At 73.8% G+C, this 20,499-nt stretch carries 17 protein-coding genes; 10 read left to right on the forward strand and 7 right to left on the reverse strand.

Translation table 11 applies throughout. The annotated features are described in order from the left end of the window. Positions 1-2: 2 nt before the first annotated feature. Positions 3-1,280 carry a hypothetical protein gene (locus ACPPVO_RS05260; protein WP_426510135.1) on the reverse strand — a complete coding sequence of 426 codons (1,278 nt, stop codon included), beginning with the start codon at positions 1,278-1,280 and terminating at the stop codon, positions 3-5. Beyond that, positions 1,277-1,708: a hypothetical protein gene (locus ACPPVO_RS05265; RefSeq protein ID WP_426510136.1), complete on the reverse strand. Its 432-nt coding sequence runs from the start codon at positions 1,706-1,708 to the stop codon at positions 1,277-1,279. The genes ACPPVO_RS05260 and ACPPVO_RS05265 overlap by 4 nt, the downstream gene beginning before the upstream one ends. A gap of 70 nt (positions 1,709-1,778) precedes the next feature. Here ACPPVO_RS05265 and ACPPVO_RS05270 point away from each other — a divergent pair, with 70 nt between their 5' ends. After that, a complete protein-coding gene (locus tag ACPPVO_RS05270) occupies positions 1,779-2,651 on the forward strand; it encodes a hypothetical protein (RefSeq protein WP_426510137.1) in 873 nt (290 codons plus the stop codon). On the opposite strand, the gene ACPPVO_RS05275 is transcribed toward ACPPVO_RS05270, so the two are convergent. Further along, positions 2,620-4,725, reverse strand: a complete 2,106-nt coding sequence (locus ACPPVO_RS05275; protein WP_426510138.1) for a prolyl oligopeptidase family serine peptidase — start codon at positions 4,723-4,725, stop codon at positions 2,620-2,622. The genes ACPPVO_RS05270 and ACPPVO_RS05275 overlap by 32 nt on opposite strands. Before the next feature lie 192 nt (positions 4,726-4,917). Between ACPPVO_RS05275 and mshB the strand changes: the two genes are divergently transcribed. The 3 genes from mshB (at position 4,918) to ACPPVO_RS05290 (ending at position 7,369) form a co-directional block, all read left to right on the forward strand. After that, entirely contained in the window at positions 4,918-5,844 is a 927-nt protein-coding gene (gene mshB / locus ACPPVO_RS05280; protein WP_426514542.1) for an N-acetyl-1-D-myo-inositol-2-amino-2-deoxy-alpha-D-glucopyranoside deacetylase, read from the forward strand. 500 nt (positions 5,845-6,344) lie between these two features. After that, positions 6,345-6,701 carry a hypothetical protein gene (locus ACPPVO_RS05285; RefSeq protein ID WP_426510139.1) on the forward strand — a complete coding sequence of 119 codons (357 nt, stop codon included), beginning with the start codon at positions 6,345-6,347 and terminating at the stop codon, positions 6,699-6,701. A 203-nt stretch (positions 6,702-6,904) separates the two neighbouring features. Then, a complete protein-coding gene (locus tag ACPPVO_RS05290; protein WP_426510140.1) occupies positions 6,905-7,369 on the forward strand; it encodes a hypothetical protein in 465 nt (154 codons plus the stop codon). 11 nt (positions 7,370-7,380) lie between these two features. Here the strand turns inward: ACPPVO_RS05290 and ACPPVO_RS05295 are convergent, their stop codons facing one another. Next, positions 7,381-8,529 carry a GNAT family N-acetyltransferase gene (locus tag ACPPVO_RS05295; RefSeq protein WP_426510141.1) on the reverse strand — a complete coding sequence of 383 codons (1,149 nt, stop codon included), beginning with the start codon at positions 8,527-8,529 and terminating at the stop codon, positions 7,381-7,383. Between the two features lie 179 nt (positions 8,530-8,708). Here ACPPVO_RS05295 and fdxA point away from each other — a divergent pair, with 179 nt between their 5' ends. Then, a complete protein-coding gene (gene fdxA, locus ACPPVO_RS05300) occupies positions 8,709-9,035 on the forward strand; it encodes a ferredoxin (RefSeq protein WP_360379837.1) in 327 nt (108 codons plus the stop codon). Beyond that, complete coding sequence (gene dapC / locus ACPPVO_RS05305; protein WP_426514543.1) at positions 9,032-10,138, forward strand: succinyldiaminopimelate transaminase; 1,107 nt, start codon at positions 9,032-9,034, stop codon at positions 10,136-10,138. The genes fdxA and dapC overlap by 4 nt, the downstream gene beginning before the upstream one ends. Before the next feature lie 411 nt (positions 10,139-10,549). Here dapC and dapD read toward each other — a convergent pair whose 3' ends face one another. Continuing rightward, positions 10,550-11,602 (reverse strand): 2,3,4,5-tetrahydropyridine-2,6-dicarboxylate N-succinyltransferase, encoded by a 1,053-nt coding sequence (dapD, locus tag ACPPVO_RS05310; protein WP_426510142.1) that lies wholly within the window; start codon positions 11,600-11,602, stop codon positions 10,550-10,552. A gap of 53 nt (positions 11,603-11,655) precedes the next feature. Here dapD and dapE point away from each other — a divergent pair, with 53 nt between their 5' ends. Continuing rightward, positions 11,656-12,723, forward strand: a complete 1,068-nt coding sequence (dapE, locus tag ACPPVO_RS05315; RefSeq protein WP_426510143.1) for a succinyl-diaminopimelate desuccinylase — start codon at positions 11,656-11,658, stop codon at positions 12,721-12,723. A 388-nt stretch (positions 12,724-13,111) separates the two neighbouring features. Here the strand turns inward: dapE and ACPPVO_RS05320 are convergent, their stop codons facing one another. Together ACPPVO_RS05320 and ACPPVO_RS05325 are read right to left on the reverse strand one after the other, a co-directional pair. Beyond that, a complete protein-coding gene (locus ACPPVO_RS05320) occupies positions 13,112-13,237 on the reverse strand; it encodes a hypothetical protein (RefSeq protein ID WP_426510144.1) in 126 nt (41 codons plus the stop codon). A gap of 103 nt (positions 13,238-13,340) precedes the next feature. After that, entirely contained in the window at positions 13,341-14,126 is a 786-nt protein-coding gene (locus ACPPVO_RS05325; RefSeq protein WP_426510145.1) for a DUF3152 domain-containing protein, read from the reverse strand. A gap of 70 nt (positions 14,127-14,196) precedes the next feature. Here ACPPVO_RS05325 and ACPPVO_RS05330 point away from each other — a divergent pair, with 70 nt between their 5' ends. From ACPPVO_RS05330 to ACPPVO_RS05340, 3 genes are read left to right on the forward strand one after another with little or no spacing between them, the layout of a single operon-like run. Then, positions 14,197-14,973, forward strand: a complete 777-nt coding sequence (locus ACPPVO_RS05330; RefSeq protein ID WP_426510146.1) for a TIGR00730 family Rossman fold protein — start codon at positions 14,197-14,199, stop codon at positions 14,971-14,973. Continuing rightward, entirely contained in the window at positions 14,973-15,533 is a 561-nt protein-coding gene (locus ACPPVO_RS05335) for a TIGR00730 family Rossman fold protein (protein WP_426510147.1), read from the forward strand. Before ACPPVO_RS05330 ends, ACPPVO_RS05335 begins: the two co-directional genes overlap by 1 nt. Beyond that, the gene (locus ACPPVO_RS05340; protein WP_426510148.1) at positions 15,530-20,452 is read left to right on the forward strand and encodes a HEAT repeat domain-containing protein; all 4,923 of its coding nucleotides are present in this window, start codon (positions 15,530-15,532) and stop codon (positions 20,450-20,452) included. The genes ACPPVO_RS05335 and ACPPVO_RS05340 overlap by 4 nt, the downstream gene beginning before the upstream one ends. Positions 20,453-20,499: the final 47 nt, after the last annotated feature.

The raw sequence follows: 20,499 nt of genomic DNA on the forward strand, positions 1-20,499 counted from the left end.
GATCAACGGTCGATGCCGATCACGCCGGGTGGCACGTCGCCGGTTGGCTTGGCCGGCGGCGACTCGAGAACGGGGGGAACGCCCTCCTCGACCTGCCACACGTCGTCCTCTGGCCGCTTGCGTCCGGACCGGCGCTGGGCGTACGCCTCGTAACTGCGATCCCGCCAGCCGCCGCCCGGCAGGTGTTCGCCGCCCTCTGCGGTCGGTTCGGCTGCGGGACGGCCGGTGCTGCGCCCGGTGGAGCGCGACGGGCGGCCACCGCTGACACCCGGCTGTCGGACCGGCCCTGTGCCCCGACCGCCGATGACGCCGTGCTCGCTGAGCGGCGCACCGGCCGCACGACCTGCGCCCGGCCGGGCCGGTGGACGCTCGATGAGTCCGTTGGTCGGCATCAACCGGCCCGGCACCCAGCCGGTCATGGGCGGCGCTGGCAGCGGTGGCGGCAGAGTGATCGGCGGCCCGACGGCCGGTCCGGTCAGCGGAGGTGGCATCAGCACCGGAGGGAGCACCGGTGTCGGAGTCGCGGTCAGAAACGGGCCCGGATCAAAGGTCACTGGCGGAGCCGCCGGTCCCGGGCCGGCGTTGATCAACTCGAGATTGGGTGGAGGCGGATCGAATACGGGCCGGGGCACGTGATGACCGGCGCCGGACGTGCCGTTGTCGCCGTGTGACTTTGGCGAAGGTGGTGGCGCTCCCCCGTCGAAGCGCTCCATGGGCGGCATGTAAACAGGCTGAGCGGTGGCGGCCGCGACCTTCGCGTCAGTGTCTTCCATGATGACGCGGGCCCGCCGGTCGAGCTCCTCCCGATGCTGGCGGAGGACCGCAGCGGTGGCCAGCTCCGGCATGCTCGCATTCGGCGCCCAGCTGTCCGGCAGCGCGCTGACCATCGGACCTGCCGGAGTCTTCGCGAGGTATTCCCGCCAGGCTTGCTTCGGGTCGTCATAGGAGTCGTGCAGCGGCTTGATCCGCTGCTGCGCCGCGATCAAGGCGCTGGTCACCTTGCCGTAGACCGCCTTGGCTTGACCGGCGCCGTCCTGCGCTTTGGTCATGAAATCGATGGTCCGGTCGATCTGCTCGAGGAAGGCCTGCGCTGCCGGGCTGCCCTCCGGGCGCCAAGCTTCGGCGAGGTCCTCGCGCAGCCGCCGCAGGTTGTTCACCTGGGCGCTGAGCATCGAGTGCTTCGCCTCCCAGCCGCGCATGGCCTCGGCGTGTTCCGCCGGGTTCTCGTGCGCCACCATCTCCCAGAGTTCGCGCACCGTGTACTGCTGGTAGTTGGTCATGCGGCACCGCCGTGCGTGTTGCGCCGCTCCTGGAGCAGGTCGTTGCGGTTCTGGACCTGGGCGGCCTGCTCGGAGGCGGTCAGGCCCGTCGACGCGCCGCCCTCGACCGACTTCAGGAAGTGGGCGGAGTCGAGGTCGGCATCGCGGTACGTGGTGGCGAGTTCCCTCGCCGTCCGGGCCAGCGCGCCCGTGTTGTGCGACAGGGCCGACAAGAAGGTGATGGCCTGGTCCATCGTGTTCCAGTACTGCAGCGCCGCTTCTTGAACCGCCGGGCTGGCGCTGCGTATGCCGAAAGCGCCGTACGACTGCAGTTGCCGCGTCACGAAGGCCGTTGTCGGGGCGATGTCCTTGTCCACGTAGGCCTGTAGGTCGGCGCCGAAGGTGCGGACGCCCTCCGGGTCGATCTCGATGCGCTTGCCGTCCGCCACGGTTTGCCTCCCCGTCCGTGTATCGACGTGCTTAAAGTAGCGGGGTGGGTACTGGGGTCGAAAGGACGATATGTCTATCCGTGCGGTAACCCGGGAACTGCTCGTGCGCTGTGTCGACACGTGGGCGCCCGGGAATCTGCACGCTGCGCACGGGGCCGCGTTTCTCTACGCGTCCGCGCGGGGGATTGACGATGAGGCGGCCGAAGCCGCCGTTCGTGCGTTCGGGGAGTTCGGGGATCGGCTGCGTGGGCGGCTTACGCTGCTGTTCGTCGCGCCCGGGACCGAGGGGCTCCGGGGGCGGCTCGCGGAGGTTCAGCGCGAAATCGGTACACCCGCGGAAATGGCCGTTCACGTCGTGCCCGGCGGTAATGTCGATGCCGTTCTCAAAGCGGCCGGGGCCGCGAGCGGGCCGCTGCTGGCAATGGTCGACGACAGCATTGTCAAAAGCTTCAAAGCCGCGGTTGTACTCCTCACCGCCCCCGCCGGTACATGGGCCGAACAGCGCCGGGAACTGCACGCGGCGGGGCTGGAGCTCACGGCCGGGGTCGAGCTCGTGGAAGGCGACGAGGAAATGCTCGTCGGCTTCGGTACGCGCTCGGACAAGCGCCTCGAAGCGTTCAAGGGCGAGCTTTGGGCGCTGGACGAGTACGCCGGCGTGCGCTATCGCGATCCGCGTGATCCCGAGGGGCACCTGATGGACATCTCGCTGGAGCCGAACCCGGGCGCGCTGCGGCGCGAGATCCTGCAGCGGCTCGGCGGCGGCGGGCTCACCGTGACCGAGCTCAAGCGGTTCGCGCTCACGGAAACGGTGTACCGCGCCGCCGACGCGCAGAAGGTCATCGCGGCGCTGCTGCACTCCGGGGCCGTGCGGCGCTCGCCCGAGGGCGGGCGCCTCGGCGGCGACGTCGTGATCAATCTGGCGGCGGCAGGGAGCGGCGGATGAAGTCGAGCTCGATGCGCAGCAGCTTCTCGGCGAGGCCGCCCGCGGCCATGTGCGTGGCGCCGGTCAGCGGGATCATCGAGTGCGGCCGGCCCGTGGCGAGCAGGGCGGCCGAGAGGCGCAGGGTGTGCGCGGCCACCACGTTGTCGTCGACCAGGCCGTGCACGAGCAGCATCGGCCGCGCGTCGTCGGGGCGCACCGGCGGCTCGGCGGCCAGCTCGACGAGCGAGTTGTGCGCGTACACGTCGGGGGCGTCGGCCGGCAGCCCGAGGTACCGCTCGGTGTAGGCGGTGTCGTAGAGGGCCCAGTCGGTGACCGGGGCCCCGACGACCGCGCAGTGGTACACGTCCGGCCGCCGCAGCACCCCGAGCGCCGACAGCCAGCCGCCGAAGGACCAGCCGCGGATCGCGACCCGGCCGAGGTCGAGGTCGGGGTGCTTGCCGGCCAGCGCCTCCAGCGCGTCGACCTGGTCGGACAGGATCACGTCGGAGAAGCGGCGGTGGATGGCCTTGTCGAAGCTGGGCGCGATGCCGGGCGTGCCGCGGTTGTCGATGGACACGACGGCGAAGCCCTGGTCGGCCCACCACTGCTTCTCCAGCCAGCGGGCCCGCGCGGCGACGACCTCCTGATGGCCCGGGCCGCCGTAGATCGCCACCAGCACCGGCAGCCGGCGCCCCGCCACGTGGCTTCGGGGGTACAGCACCCCGGTCGGGACGTGCCGATCGGTCACCCGCTCGAGGACGGGCCGCGGCGCGAAGGGCGGCGGCGCGGCCAGCGACGCGATCGCGCCGACCGTCTCGCCGTTGTGGACGATCCGGTACTCCCAGCCGGCCCGCTCCAGCGTCTGCGACCCGATCACGACGGTCCGCCCGGCCGCCTGGGCCACGTGCCAGCCGGGCTCCGACGTCAGGCGCGTCGCGCTCGGGCTGGACTGGGTCACCGGGATGTGGAAGATGTGCTGCTCGCTCGGCTCCCCGTCGCTGGCCTCCACGACCAGGTCGCCGTCGAGGCGGCCGACCACCCTGCGGACGTACAGGTTGGGGGGTGTGATGAGGCTGCCGTCGGCGAACAGGCAGCGCGCGTCGTAGCCGTCGTGGGCGAGCTCGCCCCCGACCAGCACCCGGCCGTCGGAGAGGTGGGTGGGTGTGCCCGGCACCGGCTCGACCCAGCGGGGGTCGGCGAGCTCGGCGTGGACCTGCGTCTCGCCGGTGCGCGGGTCGACCGCGATCACGAGGCCGTGCTGCTGGAGCCGGCGCAGCACCGCGAGCAGCGGGCCGCCCTGCTCGGACCAGCTGGCGGCGACCAGGTACGGATACGTCTCCCGGTCCCAGTGCACGTCGACCCAGCCGCCGTCGAGGTCGAGCACGTGCAGCGTGACCTTGGCGTTTGTCGCGCCGGCGTGCGGATAGGCGACCGTGGTGGGCGGCTGCTCCGGCTGCGACGGGTCGTGCAGGTGCCAGCGGGGGACCCGCGACTCGTCGACGCGGGCCGTGAGGATGCTGCGGCCGTCGGGCGACCACCAGTACCCCCGGAAGCGGTGGAACTCCTCAGCCCCCACGAACTCCGCGAGGCCCCAGGTCACGCCCTCCTCGCCGGCCAGGACCGCGTCGGTGCCGTCGGTGTCGATCACCCGGAGGGCGCCGCCGCTGACGTAGGCGATCCGGCGGCCGGTCGGGTCGAGCCGCGGGTCGACGACCGGCCCGGCGGTGTCGATCTCGGTTACGTCGCCGGTGAGCAGGTCGGCGCGGAACAGCCGGCCGCCGAGCGCGAAGACGGCCAGCACCCCGGCGGCGTCGAGCGCGAACGAGCCGATGCCGCCCGCGGACAGCCGCAGCCGCTCGCGCAGCGCCCGCTCGGCCGGTGGCAGGTCGGGCTGGTCGCCCAGCAGCGTCGCCGGGTCGGCCAGGAGGCGCTCGGTGCGCGCGGCGGCGTCGAAGACCCACAGCGCGTCCGTGGGGTCCTCGGGGCCCGACGAACGCAGGAAGATCACGCGGGCGCCGTCCGGGCTCACCGTGACGGCGCGGGGCGCGCCATAGGAGAAACGTCGGGTTCGTGCGGCCAACTCCGGATAGTCCACCCCGGAATGTTGACTCCTGCCCGCCGGATTGTCATGTGATTGGGCCGGAACCGGGCACGTTGGTCACTCTTGGTGAGGGGATGCTCACGCGGGCCGTGGCGGTTGGGAAAAGTGTCGGGGGCAGGCCGTAGAGTTGCCCCCGTGAGTGCTCGGAGCATCCTGTTCGTCCATGCACACCCCGACGACGAGTCGATGGGGACCGGCGCGACCATGGCCCGCTACGCGGCCGACGGCGCCCACGTCACCCTCGTCACCTGCACGCTCGGTGAAGAAGGCGAGATCCACGTGCCCGCGCTGGCCGGGATCGCCGCCGCCGAGGGTGACCAGCTCGGCGGCTACCGCATCGCCGAGCTCGATGCCGCCTGTCGCCACCTGGGCGTCCGCGACCACCGCTTCCTCGGTGGGGCCGGGCGCTACCGCGACTCCGGGATGATGGACACCCCGGCCAACAAGCACCCGCGTTCCTTCTGGGGCGCCGACCTCGACGTGGCCGCCGGCCAGCTGCTCGAGGTCATCCGCGAGACCCGCCCGCAGGTGGCGGTCACCTACGACCCGAACGGTTTCTACGGGCACCCCGACCACATCCAGGCCCACCGCGTGCTCATGCGCGCCGTGGAGCTGGCCGAGGCCGAGGGCACGGCCCCCGCGAAGGTGTACTGGACCGCCGTGCCCCGTTCCGTGCTGGAGGCCGGCATGGAGCAGTTCCGCGGATCCTCCGACAACCCGTTCGCCGAGATCGAGCGGCCGGAGGACCTGCCCTTCGGCACCGCCGACGCGGACATCGCGGCGCGGGTGGACGCCCATGAGTACGCGGAGGAGAAGACGGCCGCCCTCAAGGCCCACGCCACGCAGATCCCGCAGACGTCCTGGCTGTTCTCGATCGCGGGGAACTTCGGCGCCGAGTTCATGGGCGTGGAGTACTACCAGCTGGCGCGCGGCGCCAAGGGGCCCGGCGTCGGGCCGTACGGCTGGGAGGAGGACCTCTTCGCCGGCCTCGACGTGGACGCGGCCCGGCCGCCGGCTCCGCGAGTGTCGGTGCTGGAGCCGCCCGCGCCGTCGGCGGCTGTGCTCGGGACCTCGGCGCTGGGGTCGGCCGGTCTGGAGTCCGGGTCATCGTGACGACCAAGCGCAAGGGATCGCCGCGGCCCGGGCCGGCCGCTACCGCGCGTGGGCCGGCTGCCTCGGCGCGCGGGCGGGCCGCTTCCGCGCCCGCTCCGGCTTCCAACCCCGCTCCGGCTCCCGACTCCGCCCCGGCTCCCGACTCCGCCCCGGCTCCCGACTCCGCCCCGACTTCTGGTCCGGCTTCCGGTCCGGCCTCGGCTTCCGGTCCGGCCTCGGGCTCTGGTCCGGCTTCCGGTCCGGCCTCGGCTTCCGGTCCGGCCTCGGGTTCTGGCTCGGCCTCCGACTCTGCTTCGGATTTCGGTCCTGCTTCGGCTTCCGGTTCCGTCTCGGCTTCCGGTCCCACCGAGTCGCCGTTTGCTGGCGCCGCGCCCGAGTCCGGGTTCGGGGTTCCGGACGGCGTCGTCTGGCCCGCGGCGGAGCCGTCGCGTTCGTGGCTGAACCTGTCGCCGGAGACCCGGGCGTCCCTCGAGATCGCCCTCACGATCGCCGGGCTGCTCGTGGCCACGCTGCTCGGCGCGGCGCTGGCGATCATCGAGGCGCTGTACTCGCCGCTGCGCATCGGCGGGTGGCGCGTGCCCGTCTCGCTGGTCATGGCGCTGGTGACCAATCCGCTGCTGGGGTGGTTCGCGTACACGACGACGCGGCGGCGCCTGGCCGCGCTGCTGCCCGCGGCGGCCTGGTGCGTGGTGTGGGTACTGGCGGCGGGGCGCACCTCGGAGGGCGACCTGATCATCACCGAGGACAACTGGGTCGGGCTGCTGACCCTGTTCGCGGGTCCGCTCGCGTTCGCCATCGGCATCTACATCTCGACGCTGCGCTCGCGGCCCGCCCCGCCCGCGTCCGCCGGCACCTGAGCTCCGCCCGGCCCGGGTCGCCCGCGGTCCGAAATGTGACCGTGGGCGGTTCGGCGTCGCTTTGTCGTGCGGAAATGCGGGGGGTTCAGCGAACTCTGAGGCGGCGGGTCTTGCGCGCACGCAGTGTAGACGGGTAAACACGTTCCCGCGCCGGGATTGCGAGAGTTCGGCGAATCGGGGAACACAAGTGACGGAGGCTGGCAATGAAGGAGCGGTGGTTGCCCGTCGGGCTCGTCGCGGCGGGCCTCTTCGTGGTCAACGTCATCGCCCGGCTCGTGGTGCGGTTCGCGGCCGGCGGCGATGACGCCAAGCAGATCACGATCGGCCTGTGGGCGCTGTTCGCGGTCGGCGCGGTGATGATTCCGATCGCGTTCTGGTACGGCCGGCGCGTCCCGATGATCCGTGTCATCGGCGAGCTCGGCCTGGCCGTCGTGGCGGCGTGCCTGCTGGCCGTGCTCATCGGGCCGTTCGTGTCCGGGGTCGGCCCGTTCAGCAACGGCGTCGGGCTCGTGTTCCGCCAGTTCTTCTACTTCGTGGGGCTGTCCGCGATCGGCGCGGTGGTCGGGCTCCTGGTGCTCATGACGACCGGGCTGGACTACCGGTCGCAGTCCTGGAAACGGTACATCGACCAGGCCGGAACCAAGCCCCGCAAGGTCGTTCGCCGCTGACCCCCGGCCCGTCAGCCGGTGAGCAGGCGGCGGGACGAGTAGACGTGGTGCACCGTGAAGCCGAGGCGCTCGTACAGCGCCACGGCCGCCGTGTTGCGCTGCTCCACCTGCAGGTAGGCGTCGCGGGCGCCAAGCGTCAGGGCCCACTGCACCAGCGCGGCGATCAGGCGCTGCGCGAGGCCGCGGCGGCGCATGCGCTCGTCGACGCCGATCAGCGACAGCCCGAGCCAGCGCGACTCCTCGTCGGCGACCACGCCGCGGGCGGTGCCGAGGAGGGTGCCGTCCTCGTCGTACCACTCGGCGAACCGCACCTCGGGCACCGCCGTGAGCACGTGCCGCGCCGACTCGGGCAGCGGGCCCTTGCGCCCGGCGACGGCGGCCAGCCAGTCGTCCGACGGCGAGGTGGCCAGCTCGATCCGCTCGCCCGCGGGGGATTGTGCGGGTGAGGTGGCCGGCTCGATCGGACCGCCCGGCGGGGACGGCGCGGGCGAGGTGGCCGGCTCGATCCGCTCGCCCGGCGGGGACGGCGCGGGCGAGGTGGCCGGCTCGATCCGCTCGCCCGGCGGGGACGGCGCGGGCGAGGTGGCCGGCTCGATCCGCTCGCCCGCCGAGGATTGCGCGGGTGAGGCGGCCGGCTCGATCGGGCCGCCCGGCGGGGCCGGGGACAGTGCGGCCGGGCCGCCCGGCGGGGCCGGGGACAGCGCGGCCAGCAGGGGCGGCAGGGCGGCCGTCATCACCTGTGTCACCGGCATCGCGGTCCAGCCGAGGCGCTCCAGCTCGTTGTCGAGGCGCTGGAAGAGTGGCACCGGGATGGACATGGCGGGGGTTAGGGAGCGTTCCCGGTACCACTGCCGGACGAATTCGATCGCGTCGGACGGCGGGAGGTCGGGGGAGCCGATCGCCAGCGCCGAGTTGGCGCGCTGGGTCCAGCCGTCGGTCGCGCGCAGCTGCCAGTCGCCGAGGCGCGCCTGCTCGCGGGCCGGCCAGCCCAGTGCGGCGGCGGCCTCGAGGGACTCGGTCGGTGTGAAACGACGTCGCGGCGGTACCGGTTTGGCGCGTACGATCTCATTAACTGGAACGCGTACCGCGCCCGTGCGCGCACGGATTGTGAGATGCGTCTCGGTGGCTTCGAGAAGGTGGCCCAGAATGTCCGAAAACACGGGTCGTGCGTCACGCATCCCCACGATTCGGCGCACCACAACGCGTTGTCCCACATGTCGTGGCCCGAGCACGATCGACCTCCCGTGAACCTGGATACTAGGCTCGTACCGCCGCGGTAGGGATGCGGCGGGGCTTGCCAGCCCAGGTTGGCAGCCTCAGGCGCGAAAGAGGGCGACCCGTGACTTACATCATCGCCGAACCCTGCGTGGACCTGCTCGACAAGGCATGCATCGAGGAGTGCCCTGTCGACTGCATCTACGAGGGCAACCGCATGCTCTACATCCACCCGGACGAGTGCGTGGACTGCGGCGCCTGCGAGCCGGTGTGCCCGGTCGAGGCGATCTTCTACGAGGACGACGTTCCGGAGAAGTGGAAGGACTACGTCGGCGCGAACTACACCTTCTTCGACGAGCTCGGCTCGCCCGGCGGGGCGTCGAAGGTCGGCAAGATCGAGAAGGACGCGTCGTTCGTCGCCTCCTTGCCGCCGCAGGAGCGCGAACACTGACCGGCACAGTCTTCGGGGCCCGGCGCGCACTCGCGGCCGGGCTGCCCGACTTTCCGTGGGACCGGCTCGAGCCGGCGAAGGCTGCCGCGTCCCGCCACCCCGACGGCCTCGTCGACCTGTCGATCGGCACGCCGGTCGACCCCGTGCCGGCGCTGATCCGCGCGGCGCTGGCCGAGGCGTCGGACGCCCCCGGGTATCCGCTCACCGCCGGCACCCCGCGCCTGCGCGAGGCGATCAGGGGGTGGGTGGGGCGCTGGTGCGGTACCGAATCCGGCAGTTTCGGTGTGTTGCCGACGATCGGCTCCAAGGAGCTCGTGGCCTGGCTGCCGACGCTGCTTGGCCTCGGCCCCGGGGACACCGTGGTGATTCCGCGGGTGTGCTACCCGACGTACGAGGTGGGCGTCCTGCTCGCGGGCGCCCGCGTGCTCCGCGCCGACTCGCTGACCGCGCTCGGGCCGGAACGCGTCAGCATGGTGTGGGTCAACTCGCCGTCCAACCCGACCGGCAAGGTGCTGCCCGAGGCGCACCTGCGCAAGGTCGTCACGTGGGCGCGCGAGCGCGGCGCGGTCGTGGTGAGCGACGAGTGCTACCTGCCGCTGCCGTGGGAGTCGGAGCCGGTGTCGATCCTGTCGGTGTGCGACGGGAACTTCGACGGGGTTCTCGCCGTGCACTCGCTTTCGAAGCGCTCGAACCTCGCCGGGTACCGCGCCGGGTTCGTCGCCGGTGACCCCGCGCTCGTCGACGAGGTGCTCGCCGCCCGCAAGCACGCCGGCATGATCGTGCCCGCCCCGGTGCAGGCCGCCATGGTCGCCGCGCTGGGCGATGAGGCGCACGTGGAGGAGCAGCGCGCCCGGTACGCCCGGCGCCGCTCGGTCCTTCGCGAGGCCTTCGAGCGCGCCGGGTTCACGGTCGAGCATTCGGAGGCCGGCCTGTACCTCTGGCTCACGCGCGGCGAGGACTCCTGGGCGACCGTCGGCTGGCTGGCGGAGCGAGGGATTCTGGCGGCGCCGGGCGCGTTCTACGGTCCGGCGGGGGAGCGGCACGTGCGGGTGGCGTTCACGGCCACGGACGAGCGCGTGAACTCGGCCGCTTCGCGCCTCTGACCAAACTTGCGTCGCGCTTTGCCGCGCCGGTTTGCGCGTCCGCCGGGTTTGCGCGTCCGCCGGGTTTGCGCGTCCGCCGGGTTTGCGCGTCCGCCGGGTTTGCGCGAAATGTCGGGCGCTGGCGCGCCACGACATTTCGGACTTATGCCCGGCCAGGCGATAAATCGGATATGTCGGATCGCGAAGCGTCCGACATATCTGCGCGCTGGAACCCCGCAGCCAGCCAGCCCGAGCGCCGCGCCGAGAGTCCCCGGGCGTCGAACGCGCGGCCGTCGGCGACCAGGCGGGGCGGCAATAGGCAAGTCGCCCGGCCGTGAAGGGCTGGTCCCGTCGGGCCGGCGTGAGAGAGCCGACCAGGAGCCGCGGGAAACGGGCAGGCCGTGGACCTGGGTGCGGCCTGCCCGTCCGCGGTCAGTTCGCGTGCAGGGCGGCGTTGAGCTCGATGCCGCGGCCCTGGCGTTCGCGTACCTCCAGGCGGCCCGTCACCGAGTTGCGGATGAAGAGCAGGTTGCTCACGCCCGAGAGCTCGCGCGCCTTCGCCACGCGGCCGTCCGGCAGGGTCAGCTTCGAGCCCGCCGTGATGTAGCAGCCCGCCTCGACCACGCAGTCGTCGCCGAGGGAGATGCCGATGCCCGCGTTCGCGCCGAGCAGGCAGCGCTCGCCCAGCGAGATCGTCTCCTTGCCGCCGCCGGAGAGGGTGCCCATGATCGAGGCGCCGCCGCCGACGTCGGTGCCGTCGCCGACCACGACGCCGGCCGAGATGCGGCCCTCGACCATGGAGTTGCCCAGGGTGCCCGCGTTGAAGTTGACGAAGCCTTCGTGCATGACTGTCGTACCGGGGGCCAGGTGCGCGCCCAGGCGCACGCGGTCGGCGTCGGCGATGCGCACGCCCGACGGGGTCACGTAGTCGACCATGCGCGGGAACTTGTCCACGCCGAAGACGTTGAGGCGGCGGCCCGCGCGGCGCTCCAGGACGCGCAGCTCGTCGACCTGTTCGGGCAGGCACGGGCCGGCCGAGGTCCAGGCCACGTTCGCGAGCAGGCCGAACTGGCCGTCGAGGTTCGCCTGGTGCGGGCGGATGACTCGGTGCGACAGCAGGTGCAGCCGCAGGTACACCTCGGCCGTGCTCTTCGGCGCATCGCCGAGGGACTGGATCTCCACGCGGACGACCTCCGACCGCAGGCCGAGGGGGCCGTCCGCGGCCGGGAGGTCCGAGAAGTCCGCGGGGCCCGCCGCGGCGACGGCGGCGGAGACCGCGGCGGCCGTGTCGCCGGGGTCGAGGACGGAGGCGGCGGTCGCGGCGGCGGCCACGGCCGGGTCCAGGCCCGGCGCGTCCGGCGCGGAGGGGGCGGCGCCGAGGCCGAGGTTGCCGGCCGGGAACCAGGCGTCCAGCACCTGGCCCGAGGACGTCACGGTGGCCAGGCCCAGGCCCCACGCGGGGGAGTCGATGTAGGCGGTCGTCACGTGAGCGAACGCTACCGCACCCGCCGGATCGGCCGCCCGGATAAGGTCGACCCATGCTCACCCGTGATGTGCTCGCCGATCCCGTGGCCCTGACCCGGGCCCTGGTCGACATCGAGTCGGTCTCCGGCAACGAGGCCGAGATCGCCGACCGCGTCGAGGAGGCGCTGGCCGGCACCGTGCTCAAGGTCGAGCGCTTCGGGCACACCATCGTCGCGCGCACCGAGCTCGACCGGGCGCAGCGGGTCGTGCTCGCCGGGCACCTCGACACGGTGCCGCTGCACGACAACTTCCCGTCGCGCACCGAGGGCGACGTGATGTGGGGCTGCGGTACGTCCGACATGAAGTCCGGCACCGCGATCGCCCTGCACCTCGCGGTCACCGAACCGGAGCCGCGCCACGACGTGACCTACGTCTTCTACGAGGCCGAGGAGGTCGACTCCGCGCGCAACGGGCTGAAGATCCTCGCCGACAGCAACCCGCACCTGCTCACCGACGCGTCCTTCGCGGTGCTGCTCGAGCCCACGCACGGGCTGATCGAGGGCGGCTGCCAGGGCACTCAGCGGGTGCTGGTGCGCACCAGCGGGAAGCGCGCGCACTCGGCCCGGTCCTGGCTCGGCGAGAACGCCATCCACAAGGCGGCCCCGATTTTGGAGCGTCTGCAGCGGTACCGTGACCGCTCGGTCGTCATCGACGGCTGCGAGTTCCATGAGGGACTGAACGCGGTCCGGATCTCCGGCGGCGTGGCCGGCAACGTCATCCCCGACGAGTGCGTCGTGGAGGTCAACTTCCGCTTCGCGCCCGACCGCGACGAGGCGGCCGCCGAGGCGCACGTGCGCGAGGTGTTCGACGGGTTCGACATCGAGTTCGTGGACTCGGCCCCGGGCGCGCTGCCCGGCCTCGACGCGCCCGCGGCCCGGGAGCTGCTCGCCGCGATCGGCCGCCCGCCGCGCGCCAAGCTCGGCTGGACCGACGTGGCCCGCTTCGCCGCGCTGGGCATCCCCGGCCTGAACTTCGGCCCGGGCGACCCCAACCTCGCGCACAAGCAGGACGAGCATGTCGAGATCCCCAAGATCACCGAGGGGGCCGAGGTCCTGCGCCGCTGGCTCCGAGGCGTCGCCTGACCAAACGGCGGCGCAGCCCGATCGAACGCGCCGCGTAGTCAAAGCGCGCCTGGTCGGCGGCGCCGCGTGGTCAAAAGGGCTGCCTGGTCGGCGGCGCCGCGTGGTCAAAAGGGCTGCCTGGTCGGCGGCGCCGCGTGGTCAAAGGGCTGCCTGGTCGGCGGCGCCGCGTGGTCAAAGGGCTGCCTGGTCGGCGGCGCCGCGTGGTCAAAAGGGCAGCCTGGTCGGCGGCGCCGCGTGGTCAAAGGGCTGCCTGGTCGGCGGCGCCGCGTAGTCAAAAGCGCGCCTGATCGGCGGCGCCGCGTGGTCAAAAGGGCTGCCTGGTCGGCGGCGCCGCGTAGTCAAAAGGGCGGCCTGGTCGGCGGCGCCGCGTAGTCGTAGACGAAGAGCATCAGCGCTCCGCCGGCGGCTCCTCCGGCATGGGCTCGAGCGTGCGCATCATGCGGCGCAGCGCGAGCACCTCGCGAATCCGACGGTTCATCTGCCGCTTCTGGCGGTCGGTCTCAATCCGTGTCATGCCGGTCACACCCCCCACGCCCTGCCACCGGTATATCGGGTAGGACGCGACGGTAGGGGTAAACGTTGCCCTCTGCACCCGTTTTCCTACCGGGAACGTCCGATCAGCGCGGCGCCGGTGGACCTGTGACGAAGGTCTTACCGTCCGGATAGGGCCAGGCGTTTGCGACACAGCCCTCGAGCCCGAACGACTGGCGGGCCATGACCGGGGCCGGCGCGCCCTTGCGCGGGCAGACCGCGTGGCCGTTGCCGAGGAAGTGGCCGACCTCGTGGTTGACGACCATGTGGCGGTACTCGGCGACGCTCGGGTACCACGCGACGCCCAGCAGCCACCGCTTCAGGTTCACGATGACGTCGCGGCCGCCGCGGCAGGAGACCTCGCCCTTGGTGCGCACGCCGCGCCGCGCGCACATGGAGTCGGTCGTCGACGGGGTGGCCAGGTGCACCGTGAGCTCGGACGCGCTGCCCGCCGGGACGCGCTGGAACGAGAACCGGCCGCCCGCGATCCAGCTGCGCGCGTCGCCCAGCGTCTGCTGTACCGCCGCCGCGAAGACCTCCGGATCGACGCCCGAGCCCTGTTCGGTCGCGACCACGTAGTGCACCAGGTGCCCGGCGGTGCCGACCCGCTCGCCGCCGCTCGCCGCGAGGTCGAACTTCCCGTTGCCGTGCGCGGGCACCGTCGGCGGGGCCGAGCGCGTCGGCGACGCCGGAGCCGAGGCCGGCGGCGACGGACGCTCGGAGACCGGAAACTCGACGGCGGCCGAGGAAGGCGCGTCGTCCGCCACGAAGGCGCCGGTCGGAGCGGAGCCGCTCAGGGTGTACCAGATGAGCAGCGATCCGGCCAAAAGGGCGCACGCCGCCGCGATCAGCAGCCCCGTCCGTCTCCCCATGGCCGTATTGGACCATGACTGTGCCGGGCTGGTGGGCCCCGTCTTCGGTGATCCACGTACCGTGACAGGCATGAGCGAGCCGAAGCGCAACCGCCCACGGGAGCGGCATCGCGGCATGGTGACGCTGCGACGCGACGCGATCCCGCCGAGCACCGCCGACCAGCGGCTGCTGGACTCCCGCCTGCGCCACGAGTGGAAGACGAAGGATGCCTGGCGGGCGCTGCGCATCCTCAGCGAGTTCGTCGAGGGGTTCGACACACTGGCGGACGTGCCGCCCGCGGTGAGCGTGTTCGGCTCGGCCCGCAGCAAGCCCGAGAGCGCCGAGTACCGCATGGGCGAGGAACTCGGCGGGGCACTCGCCCGCGCCGGGTACGCGGTGATCACCGGCGGCGGCCCCGGCGTCATGGAGGCCGCGAACAAGGGCGTCGCCGACGCCGGCGGGCTCTCCATCGGCCTGGGCATCGAGCTGCCGTTCGAGCAGGGCCTCAACGACTGGGTCGACGTCGGCATCGACTTCCGGTACTTCTTCGCCCGCAAGACGATGTTCGTGAAGTACGCCCAGGCCTTCGTCGTGTTGCCGGGCGGCTTCGGCACGCTGGACGAGCTCTTCGAGGCCGTGACCCTGGTGCAGACGCGCAAGGTCACGCGCTTCCCGGTGGTCCTCATGGGTACCGCCTACTGGCAGGGCCTCCTCGACTGGCTGCGCGACACGATGCTGCCCGACGGCAAGATCGGCCCCGAGGACCTCGAGCTGCTGTACCTCACCGACGACGTCGACGCCGCGGTGCAGCACATCCAGGTGACGGCCGAGCAGCTGGAAGAGGACAAGCTCGGCGGCGGCAGCTGATGGCGCGGATCTGCGTCTTCTGCGCCTCGTCGCAACGCCTCGACCAGCGCTGGCTCGACCTGGCCCACGACCTCGGCGTCGAGATCGGCCGCCGCGGCCACGAGCTCGTCTCCGGCGGCGGCTGCGTCGGCATGATGGGCGCGGTCGCGGACGGCGCCCGCGAGGGCGGCGCCCGCACGTACGGCGTCATCCCCCAGAAGCTCGTCGACCTCGAGGTCGCCGACACCAAGTCGGACGAGCTCGTCGTGACGGACGGGATGGCCTCGCGCAAGACCCTCCTGATCGAGCGCGCGGACGCCTTCGTCGTCCTCCCGGGCGGCCTCGGCACCCTGGACGAGCTCTTCGAGGTCTGGACCACGGCCACGCTCGACCTCCATCGCAAGCCGATCCTGCTGCTGGACTACGAGGGCTTCTACGACGGCCTGCTGCAGTGGCTGCGCACGCTGGCGAGCCAGGAGTTCGTCCGCTCCACGGCCCTGTCGATGCTCCTCACCTCGCACGACGTCCCCACTTCGCTGGACCTGATCGAGGCGTCCCTGCTGGGCGCCGGCAGGTCGTGACCGGGCGCGTCGACGCCCAGATCCGCGCCGCGGTGCAGCGCGGCGACGCCGGCTGGCTCGCCGCCCACCTGGAGGCGCGCGACTGCCCGCCGGCCGTCGTGGGTCTCCTGCTCCGGCCCGACGACGCCGGGCTCCGCCATCTGGGCTGGGTCCGGCTCGCCGAGCGGATCGCGCGCCCCGAGACCGACGAGTCCGAGCTGGCCGAGCTCGGGGAGCTGCTCCCGGCGGGGCTCGACGGGCCGCCCGAGTCGGCGCTCGTCGCGGCGGGCGTCCACCAGAGGCTTTGGCGGTACGTGCCGGGGCCGCGCCGGCCCCGATGGCGCCCGGCCGATCTGCCGGTCCGGGTGCGGGTCGCCTGGTTGCGGGCCGAGCTGGTCAACGAGCCGGCGACCGTGCGGAGCGAACCCGCGGGCGAGCTGCTGTACCAGGCCGTCGCGGGGGTCGACGCGGTCGGCGGGCCCGATCCCGAGGCGCTGATCCGTGAGCTGGTCGACCGCTCCGATCCGGTGCTGCACACCGCGGCGTTGCGGTTGATCCGGGAGGGACTGCACGCCGGTCTGCTGGCTCCGGCGCGGGCCCGGGGGTACATCGGGCGGCTGCTCGCGACCCCGGCCGTCGCCGTCGCCGTCGCCGCCCTGCGCGAGCTCGCGGAGCCGTGGGCCGCGCTGGTCCCGTTGCCGCGGGAGCGGCTGCGCGCGGTCCTGGCCGTCGGCTCGCCGGTTGAGGCTGGGTTGGCCGGCGCGCCGGTTGAGGCCTTGTCGTCCGGCGCGCCGGTTGAGGCTGGGTTGGTCGATGGGCCGGTTGAGGCCTTGTCGTCCGGCGCGCCGGTTGAGGCTGGGTTGGTCGATGGGCCGGTTGAGGCCTTGTCGTCCGGCGCGCCGGTTGAGGCTTCCTTGGTCGATGCCGCGCTCGCGGCCGCCGCGCGGCACGGGCACGCCGACCTCCTGCGTGACCTCGTCGCGGACGAGAGCGCGCCGCCGCGGGCGCGGCAGCGGGCGCTGGCGGCGCTAGGCGAGCTCGCCGACCGCGACGACATCGGCGCGCTGACGGCGCTCGCCGCCGCCGATCCGCTGTTGCTGGGCGGACCGGCGGTGGCCGGTCTGCGGGCGATGCACCGGCGGGGGCGCCTACCGGGCGGCGCCGACGCGGCGGCCGTCGTGTCCCTGGCGCTCGCCGATCACACGGTGTCCGCGGACGAGGTCGCCACGATCTTGTTCACGTGCCGGCGCGAGGCGTTCGGCGCGCTGACGGCGGCGGGGCCCGACGACGAGACGTGGCCGCGGCGGCTGGACCTGCTGGTCGGCCTGGCCCGGCAGGGCGGCGACGATCTCCCGATCGGCGACGCGATCACCGGCGGGCTGGCCGGGGCGTCCCGGCCGGAGCCGTTCCTCGCCGCTCTCCGTACGCTGCGGCACACGCCCGCCGAGACGGCCGTCCTCGACACGTTGCCGCGGGCGCCCGAGGCGGCCCTGGACGCGCTCGAGGCCATCGGTGGCCCGGCCACCGCGGCCGCGCTGGCGGCGGGACTCGGGCTGTCCCCGAGCGGGGGTGAGCCGGAGGCGGACGACGCCATCGCGGCGTACCTGCGCCCGGTGCGCCATCGTGCCCTCGAGCTGCTGTGGCACCTGACCGACGAGATCGAAGGGCGGCGGGCGATCCTCGCCCGCCTCGACCCCCGCGATCTTCCCGGCCGGATCGTCATCGACCTCGGCGCCGCCGACCCGCGGGAACTGGCGCTGCTCGGGGCCGGGTTCGATCCGGACGACCCGGTCGCGGCGCTCGTCAGGCTGGCCCGCAACGGCGACTCCGGATCCGTGCCGATCATCGCCGACCTCCTGGCACGGATCGTGGCGGATCTCGCCGCGGCCTGGGAACCGGGCGGCCCAAAGCCTCCGGGCGACTGGTTCGACGGCGACCGGCCCGCCGGCGAGCCCGCCGTGCCCGAGCCGGTCGTGGCCGCCGTCCACGCGCTCGGTCGCCGGCTCCACGACCGGGGAAAGATCCGGCCGGTCTGCCTGCTCGACGCGGCCGACGCCGAGGCGGCCGGGCACGCCCTCGTCGCGACGGTCGCGCTGGATCTCGTCGAGCGTCCCGACGTGCCGGATCGCGAGCGGGCGATCCTGCTCGCCCTGCTGCGGCGCGCCCCGTACCCGGGCACCCGCGCCCGCATCCACCGCCTGCTGCGCCACCGCGACCGGCACGTCCGCAAACACGCGATCGCGGCGATCGCCGGCGACGGCACCGGCGCGGACGCGGAGGCGCTGTCGGCGAGCTTGATCGCGCTGACCGCCGCCGGGGATGCCCAGACCGTGCGGCAGGCCCTGCTCGCGCTCGGTCGCGTCCGCGCGCGCTGGGCCGCGCCGGCGATCGCGGCCGGGCTCGACCACCCCGCCATGAACGTCAAGAAGACCGCCGCCGCGGTCCTGGTCGACGCCGGGGCGCCCGCCGCCGTGCCGAAGCTGCTGTTCTGGCTCGGCCACCATGACAACCCCGGCCTGCGCGCCACGCTCGTCGAGGCGCTCCGGGCGATCCTCGGCGCCGCGTACGCCGCCACCGTTCTCGCCGCGGCCGAGCAGGCCGGCGACGACCGGGGCCGCGAGCTGCTGCTCGCCGGGCTCGGCCGGGTGCTGGATGCGCGCGCGGTGAACGCCCTGGCACAGCAGGGGTCACCGGTCGCGCCGATGCTGCTCACGCTGGTCGCCGCCGGACGGGTCGGGCTCGCCGGCGGAACCGTCGAGGACCTGGCCGCCCAGCTGGTGGCGCACGGCATCGCCGGGCCGGTCCGACCCGTGCCGGCCACCGGCGACCGGCCGGCCGGCGGCGTCGACTCGCTGGTGCGCGACGGCTGGACCGACGAGGCCGCGCTCCAGGCCGTGGATCGGCACGAACGGCGCTCCGGACGGCCGCCCGCCGACCAGGCCGCCCGGCTGAGGCCGCTGCTGGCGGACTGGCTGCGCCTGGCCGAGGCCCAGCCGGCGGCCCGCCAGGCCATCCTGCGGTTCACGCTGACGATCTGCCCCGCACCCTGGTCGGCCGCCGAGGTCGACACCTTCACCCGGGCGGCCCCGACCCTGCTCGCCGGCCTGTCCGCGGCCGGCGGCGACGACCGGGACGCGCTCCTCGCGGTCCTCGGGGCGGTCGCGCCGAAGCTGTCCCCGGCCGCGGCCCTCGACGCCATCGCGCGGCTCCGCGCGCTGCCGCCCGCGCCGGCCGGGCGCCGCTCGCTGCTGGCGCTGCTGCGCCGCTGCGGCGCGGTGCTGACCCGCGGCGACGTCGAGCGGTCGCTGGCCGCCGCCCGGCTCGGGGCCGACCCCTGCCTCGCCGAGACCGAGGTGCTGCGCGAGGCGTTCGCGGTCCCCGCCGCAGCGCCGTCCGAGGGGGCCGAGGCCGTGGCGCCGTCCGGGAAGGTCGAGGCCGTGGCGCCGTCCGGGAAGGTCGAGGCCGTGGCGCCGTCCGGGAAGGTCGAGGCCGTGGCGCCGTCCGCGGAGGCCGAGGCCTGGCGGCGTGCACTCGAGGCCGCCGTGGGCACGCTGCCGGCGCTCGCCGCCTTCCGGTCCCGCGACCGGCTCAGCGCGCCGATCGACGCGTCCGGCGACGAGCGGCCGCTGCCGTCCCGCGAGCGTCTCAACGCGTTGATCGACGTGTTCCCCTCGGCCGGCCCCGACGCCCGCGGCGCGGTTCTGGACTGGCTGGAGGCCCTCCAACCGATCGACGCGCCCCGCTGGACCCTCGCCGAGGAGGCCCGCCGGCCCCTCGCGACGCCCCGGACACCCCACGACGGCGACCTCGACCAGCCCCGATCGGCCGCGCTCCGAACCCGCCTGCTCGCCCTGCTCGACGCGCCCGCCGCCGGTCAGCGCCAAGCCGCGGCAAGGGCCCTGCGGGACTGGCCGGAACCGCAGACCAGGCAGGCCGTGCTCCGCGCGTTCCTGCGCGGAGACGTCGACGTCGCGCCCGTCGGTGTCAATGAGGCCGAATTGCGGATCGCGGCAGGCGGCGGCGACGTGGCCGACGCCGTTCGCGAGCGCGCCGCCGGCCTGGCCTACCACCTCGACCCGCCCGAGCTGCACCGCCTGATTCCGCTGCTGCTGCAGTGGTGGGAGCAGGGCGGCCAGGCCACCCGCGCCGCGGCCGGACGCGCCCTGCGCCGGGAACACGCCGACGCCGTCGCCGAGCACCTCCGCGGCCGCCTCGACGCCGGGGCCTGGGGCTTCCTGGACCTGATCGCCGGCCGCCCCCTGCTGCGGACCCCGGCCCTGACGCAGGCGTGCGCGCGGCTTCGCCGAGAAGGGCGCGGCGACCTCGCCGACAGGCTCGTCCTGGTCGACGGCCCGCTGCGGAACCCGCAGGCGCCGCGCGAGGACGCCCTCGCGGCGCTCCGCGTCCGCCCGCATCCGGCCGCCGAACCCGGGCCGTCCCGGCGCGAGCTGTTCGACCTGATCCGGACCGGCGGCCCCGAACAGATCCGGCGCGCACTCACCCAGCTGGCCGAGGACCGTCGCCCGGCGGGCCCCGATCCGGAGCTGGAACGGCTGCTGGCGGACCTGCTCCGCCATCCCGAGGCCCGGGTCCGCCGGCACGCCCACCGGATCGGCCGCGAGGCCCTGGACCGGCCGACCCACCTGCGCCACACCGCGGTCCTGCTCGAGGACCCCGAGCCCGACACGGTCCGGTCGGCCGTCCGCACCCTCTGCCACGCCGGCCACCGGCCCGCGATCCCGCCGATCGTCGGACTGCTGGCCCATCCCCACCCCGCCGTACGCCGGGCCGCCGCGACGGGACTCGCCCAGATCGGATCCCCGGCGATCCCGGCCCTGCGCCATGCCGCGGGCCGCGCCCGGCCCGACAAACGGCACCTCTACACCGCCGTCCTGGAACGGATCGCCGAACGTGACCGCCGAGTCGCGAAGCCAACCTAGAGACGCGTCGATGCTGGAAAACGGTGTGACGCGTGATTGCATTGGGC

It is taken from the genome of Dactylosporangium sp. McL0621 (assembly GCF_049995355.1).
GTDB lineage: Bacteria > Actinomycetota > Actinomycetes > Mycobacteriales > Micromonosporaceae > Dactylosporangium.